The organism is Roseicella aerolata (assembly GCF_020523605.1).
GTDB classification, from domain to species: domain Bacteria; phylum Pseudomonadota; class Alphaproteobacteria; order Acetobacterales; family Acetobacteraceae; genus Paracraurococcus; species Paracraurococcus aerolatus.
This window is the reverse complement of record NZ_JAJAQI010000110.1, coordinates 1-5,099: the sequence shown is the minus strand read 5'-3', so window position 1 is coordinate 5,099 and position 5,099 is coordinate 1. Positions and strand designations below refer to the sequence as shown.

The following is a 5,099-nucleotide window of genomic DNA, read 5'->3' as shown; positions in this document are numbered from 1 at the left end:
TCGCGCATCACCCGAAAACCGCTTGCCTACCTGTCGCGCCGCGACAATCATCCAGCCGCCGCGACCACAGACTCTCATCCTGATTGTCGCGCTGCTCGCATCCAGATCGTCGCGCCACAATCACGCGCTGTCGGACGAAAGCCTGCGAGACATTCGGCGCAATCCGGACCTGCTGGGCGAGTTCTGGGACGCCATCGCAGAAGACTTCATGGATGGCGTGCGGCTGCTCGACATGGGCGCGAACGCCGGTGCCCTGTTCTGGAACTGGTGGGACAGCGGCGCCGGCCCGCTGATGCTGGGCGATGGCAGCGGTATGGCCGCGTTGGTCGTCACCACGGCCGAGGTCGAAAGCCTGCGCCTGGCCCGCGAGGCTCTGGCGCGGGCTGCCGATGCGATGCCGGCAGCGCGGCTGTTCGTGGTGGTCAATGAGCACCAGGGGCCGCTTCCTGCCGACCACCCGGCACTGGATGGCCTCTGCGAAGGCGCTGGCAGCCGGGCGCGGGAGGTAGAGCGCGTCATCCTGCCGCGGTGCTCGGCGCCGGCCTGGCAGGCCATGGTGGGGCTCGGCAAGCCGCTGAGTGAACTGGCGACGCTGCGTCCGCATGACCTTCAGCCCCTCGGCTTCCGGCTGGGCGCGGCGGCGCGGTCCGTGGCGGACGTAGGGGAATGGCTGGCCGAATGGCGCCCGCAGGTCCGGCGTATCCTCTCGGCCTCCGGGCTGATCCGGGCGGAAGCGAGCGGCGGCTAATGATGAACTCCAACATCATGCTCGCGCCGGCCCAGGTGTGGCGATCCAGAAATCGCAGACATGCATTGAGGCTGCATGAGCAAACTGCAAAAGGAGGCTGGAAAGTGTCGCTCGAAGGCGGGCCGTTCGACGGGCCCGGTGGGCTGGTTACTTGGAATAGGGAGCAGGTCAAAACTTGGATCGACCGCTATGATGCTGCGATAGAGTCACATTGATCCTGATAGGCTGGCGATGACAACCGAGCAGGATACCACGGGGCGCTCTGCCCCTTCTCGACATGCGCCGGCCTTCGATGACGCCGCGCTGGCTGCTGCCCACCAGCAGGCCCGCGCCCTCTGGGTGGGGGAGAGCGCGAAGGAGCGGGACCGGCTGCTGGCTCTGCCAGTGGCCGACCGGCTCGCGGCCCTGGACGATGAAGGCGTGCGGGGCATGCTAACCTCTGAGCACCGCGCCGAGCTTCGGGCCTCCATCGCTGCGCCGGCCGCTGCCTCGCAGGCGAGCCCGGAAGACGCCAATCGGGAGCACCGGCGGGCCATGGAGGAATGGCGGGCCCGCGATGCCCAGCAACGGGCCGATGCCGCCCGCCTGGACCGGGAGCGGGCGGTGGTCCTGTGGGGGCTGGTGCCAGGCGCGACGGTCCTGCCGTCAATGGTCGCCGCAGGCATCTATGGCTGGGGGCCAATGGACGTGGTGGTGTCGCTGCTGGAAGTCCCCTGGCTGCCTCTGGTGCCGCTGGGGGTAGCCGTAGCCGCGCTGGCTGGCGCCGGCCTGTGCGGCTTTCTGGCGAGCAAGGCGGCCCATCCGGCGAAGCTGTGGGAGCCGGTGGCGGGTGCCTTCCTCGCTGGACTGATGCTGCTGGGCGCCTCCCGCAGCCTCCCCCTCTACCGCGCCGCGGCTGGAGCCGTTGCCAGTGACGGCCGCCCCCTGGCCGGGTCAGTGGTTCGGCTGCACCCAATCCCCGGCGGGGTCCGGATGGAGGTTCTGGCTGGCAATGGTGCGTTCCGGCGCGGCGATGCGCTGGTGCTTCGGGACGCTGATCCCCTGCGGGCGATCCGGGGTTAGCGCCCCGGCGCCACGGTTGCGTGGCGCCATAGTTCCCTGGCGCCATGATGGGGCGGCGCACGATCTGTTTGAAATCGCACGCCAAGGCGGCCTTCCGTTGCCCCCCACGGGCTTGCCTCAAGGGGACAAAGCGCTTCTCTTATGGGTTATCTAATACAAGTTAACCCGGATTGACAAAGCTCCTTATGCGTGTTACCTAGTATGCGTTAACCCCAAAGAGGGCGATGCCCGAAGGAGTTCGCATGGCAAAGGAACCCGTGATTGGGCTGCGACTGGAGACCGAGATCGTGGAAGCGCTCCGCAAGCTGGCGGAGAAGAATGGACGCGATCCCGTGGAACAAATCGTCTTCCTCATCACCGAAGCGGTGGCTGATGCTGGCCTATTGTCGCCCTCAAGGGCCGAATGGCATCGGCTTCGGGAGAGCCTAATCCTGCGCTTCGTCTATAAGGCACAGAAGATCACCGAGGTTGAAGGCTGGCGTACCGACATTATCGCCGAGACTGCGCGGCGCATGTTGGAGGATACGACTTGGCGTGCCGACTACGAGAGGCTGATCGGAGCCGACGCCTACGCCAGGAATGTCAAGCTCAAGGACGTTATCAACCCGGCGCTCGGCCGCCGCACAAAGCTGCGGCTCGGCGCGGAGACGGGGAAGGTGTTTGCGGTGCGTCAGCCGTCGATCTTCACCGCCTCATCGCACCTGCACCCCGAGCAGCCTGCCGCCGAAGCGGCCCAGTAAGTCTCGATGGATGGCACCTCCCACGATCGAGTGGGAGGTGCGGTTCCTCTTGTCCCGATAGAGCCTGCCCGTGTGAGGCGTCCCATCACGCAGCCAAACCGTCTCGTATGAGGCCGAACCGGGTTTTGAGACGGAAGTGGCTGGTGGGTCCTGGGGCTATTGAGGCAGGTCAACCGGGAGCGCCGCCTAGCGTGTAGTTTTGAGCAAACCGTGCAGCGACCCCTATGGCGCCACGCCACCTTGATGCCACGACGCCACGACAGCCCAGTGCCATGATGCACAGACGCCACGGCGTCGCACCGCGCAGCCGTCCCACGCCCGAAACCTCTGGCGCCACCCCTCCCCCTTCTGCTCCATGGCGGCGCGGCACGGTGGCGCGGGGGCGCCACAAGCATTCGGTGCCGTGGAACTGTGGGGGCGTGGTGCCATGGTGTCGAAGCTGGACAAGATTGCGCGGCTGACCGAGGGGTTGCAGAGCCTACCGGAGCCGGCGACAGCGCCGACCAGGGCGAAGCGGGAGAGGGGCGTTCCGGTCAATCTCCGCATGCCGGAAGCCCTGCTGGCCCGCTACGCGGCCGAGGCCGGGCGCCGCAGCGCCGAGCGCGGCCGGACCGTCACGGCCCAGACTGTGATGCTGGAGGTTCTGGCGGCCGGGCTCCCCGAGCATGGCTAAGGTCATCGCCCTGGTCGGGTCGAAGGGCGGCAGCGGCAAGAGCACGGCGGCCCATCTGATCGCGCACGGCTGCGGCAGCCTCGCCCGGCCAGTCCCCGCCATCGTCCTCACAACCGACCCCGAGGAACACCCACGCACGGACCGGCGCCGCTATGTCGTCGCGGACGGGCGGACGCGGGAAGGGCTGCTGGCCCAGATGCGGAAGCTGCTCGCGGTGGACCGGCTGCTGATCCTGCTGGACGGCGCGGCGGCCCGGCCCGACTTGGACAAGGTGGTGGCCGAGGTCGCGGACCTGGCCGTGCTCCCCTTCAAGCCGGCCGCGCAGGACGTGGAACGGGCGGTGGACAACCTGAACCGGCTGCCCCAGGCGGTCGCCCTGCCGATGGACTGGCCCGCCTTACCGGCGACCGCGAAGCGGGTCCGGCGTTACCTGAACGCGGTTCCGGAGGACCGGCGCCTTCCCCCGTTCAAGCATATCCCGAGGCTGGCCGATCTGCTGGGCGACGGGTACGGCGAAGCCGCCTATGACTTGGCCTCGCCAGCGCGCGGCCTCGCGCTCGAGGTTTTGGCGCGGGCTCGCATTGATCCGGACGACCTCACGGAACCACGATAGCAAGGTGCCGTGGCGCCGTGGGGTTATGGCGCCACAACCCTATGGTGGCGACGGGAGAAGGAGGCGGGCAATGCTGCGGCGCTGGTGTCCAGTCTGCAAAGGCGTCTTCGCCTGCCGAGTGCAGCGGGATGGAACACTGGCGCTGGTGAAGCATGGTTTCACCATGGAGGTCGCGGACTTCGACCCGAAGCGGGACAGCGCGCTTGATGTTCAGGAAAAGCAACAGGCGGGCTTCTGTCCTGGCACCGGTCAGCGGCCATGGGGCGAGCAGGAATACCGCACATGGAAGCGACGCGAGCAGGCGCAACAGTAGTGCCATGACGCTGCGGCGCCAGAATGCCACGGCGCCAGGTGGTAAGACATGACCGAGTACATGACCGCAGGCGAAGTTGACTGCCTACGCGGTGAGATGGCGGCAACCCAAGTGGCCGTGGCGGTCGCCCTCGCGCATCTGGCCGGGCGGGCCTACGGCCGGGCAACCGGCGGATGAGTCTCGTGGTGTGCAGTGACCCGCGCTCGGCCTGGGGCCGGGAGCACGGGAGACGCGCCGGGGTCCCGAGGCCGTGGCCTTCCGTCTGTGCCTAGCGCCGCGGCCGCTCTGGGTCCTCAAGACAAATAAGAGATCGAACGCCTCGATTGAAACTTGCGCTTAAATTAGCGTATTTCCCGGGCCTTGAGGTGCGTATGATGCCATCATAGTTTTCATTCCTATAAAATTCCCACGTTCCAGATCTTATCTCGTAAGATTTTATTCTTGAGTTATCCAATTTTTTTGACTTCTTAAGAATGGATGGTTCCTACCTACAAGGTGATTGTTTTCATATATAATAATAAAACATGGACGTTCTTGGTTATTATTTGTTCTTTGGGTTCCTATATCTGGTTTTGGCGGCGGCGGAGGCTCGCCTCCGTTGATTACTACTCCTCCGGGCTTCTTTGGCGGCGGCGCAGGAGGCTCGCCTCCGCAGGCTGTGAGCAGCACTGCGGCCCCAAGGCAAGGCAGCAACCGAGACATATGCCCTCCATATTTTGCTTTGCTTCCTTACTATGACGACGCCAACACGGATGGCTTGCGTAAAAGCTTGGCTCGCTCGCCTGTGAAAAGAGTTTCGCCGCGGTGCCGGACCGGCGGGGTGCCTCCTAGCAGGCTGCTGAAAAGCGCGCAGGATCGGCGGGTGCGGTAGGCTCCGGCGGACCTTCCATGCGCCCGCTGCCGCGTGGCGGCTGCCAGAAACACGTTTCCGGCGCCAGCGGCGCTCCCTT

8 protein-coding genes are annotated in these 5,099 nt (G+C 66.0%); 7 read left to right on the top strand and 1 reads right to left on the bottom strand.

The genetic code is table 11. The annotated features are described in order from the left end of the window. The 7 genes from LHA35_RS27775 to LHA35_RS28855 all read left to right on the top strand — a co-directional run. On the top strand, positions 1-748 hold a 748-nt coding region (locus tag LHA35_RS27775), incomplete at its 5' end, for a hypothetical protein (RefSeq protein ID WP_226614488.1). 231 nt (positions 749-979) lie between these two features. After that, on the top strand, positions 980-1,810 hold the full coding sequence (locus LHA35_RS27770; protein ID WP_226614484.1) for a hypothetical protein: 831 nt from the start codon (positions 980-982) through the stop codon (positions 1,808-1,810). 242 nt (positions 1,811-2,052) lie between these two features. Beyond that, a complete protein-coding gene (locus tag LHA35_RS27765; RefSeq protein ID WP_226614482.1) occupies positions 2,053-2,550 on the top strand; it encodes a hypothetical protein in 498 nt (165 codons plus the stop codon). 427 nt (positions 2,551-2,977) lie between these two features. Continuing rightward, positions 2,978-3,223: a hypothetical protein gene (locus LHA35_RS27760; RefSeq protein WP_226614478.1), complete on the top strand. Its 246-nt coding sequence runs from the start codon at positions 2,978-2,980 to the stop codon at positions 3,221-3,223. Continuing rightward, on the top strand, positions 3,216-3,836 hold the full coding sequence (locus LHA35_RS27755; protein ID WP_226614475.1) for a hypothetical protein: 621 nt from the start codon (positions 3,216-3,218) through the stop codon (positions 3,834-3,836). Before LHA35_RS27760 ends, LHA35_RS27755 begins: the two co-directional genes overlap by 8 nt. 70 nt (positions 3,837-3,906) lie before the next feature. After that, entirely contained in the window at positions 3,907-4,149 is a 243-nt protein-coding gene (locus tag LHA35_RS27750) for a hypothetical protein (RefSeq protein WP_226614471.1), read from the top strand. A 48-nt stretch (positions 4,150-4,197) separates the two neighbouring features. Continuing rightward, a complete protein-coding gene (locus LHA35_RS28855) occupies positions 4,198-4,326 on the top strand; it encodes a hypothetical protein (RefSeq protein ID WP_264185845.1) in 129 nt (42 codons plus the stop codon). 91 nt (positions 4,327-4,417) lie between these two features. On the opposite strand, the gene LHA35_RS29145 is transcribed toward LHA35_RS28855, so the two are convergent. Continuing rightward, a complete protein-coding gene (locus LHA35_RS29145; RefSeq protein ID WP_226614470.1) occupies positions 4,418-4,603 on the bottom strand; it encodes a beta/gamma crystallin-related protein in 186 nt (61 codons plus the stop codon). Between the last annotated feature and the right edge of the window lie 496 nt (positions 4,604-5,099).

Excerpts from the sequence above, each read along its gene's own strand:
- LHA35_RS27770 (WP_226614484.1), top strand. The coding sequence starts at position 980 with ATGACAACCGAGCAGGATACCACGGGGCGCTCTGCCCCTTCTCGACAT.
- LHA35_RS27765 (WP_226614482.1), top strand. The coding sequence starts at position 2,053 with ATGGCAAAGGAACCCGTGATTGGGCTGCGACTGGAGACCGAGATCGTG.
- LHA35_RS27760 (WP_226614478.1), top strand. The coding sequence starts at position 2,978 with ATGGTGTCGAAGCTGGACAAGATTGCGCGGCTGACCGAGGGGTTGCAG.
- LHA35_RS27755 (WP_226614475.1), top strand. The coding sequence starts at position 3,216 with ATGGCTAAGGTCATCGCCCTGGTCGGGTCGAAGGGCGGCAGCGGCAAG.
- LHA35_RS27750 (WP_226614471.1), top strand. The coding sequence starts at position 3,907 with ATGCTGCGGCGCTGGTGTCCAGTCTGCAAAGGCGTCTTCGCCTGCCGA.
- LHA35_RS28855 (WP_264185845.1), top strand. The coding sequence starts at position 4,198 with ATGACCGAGTACATGACCGCAGGCGAAGTTGACTGCCTACGCGGTGAG.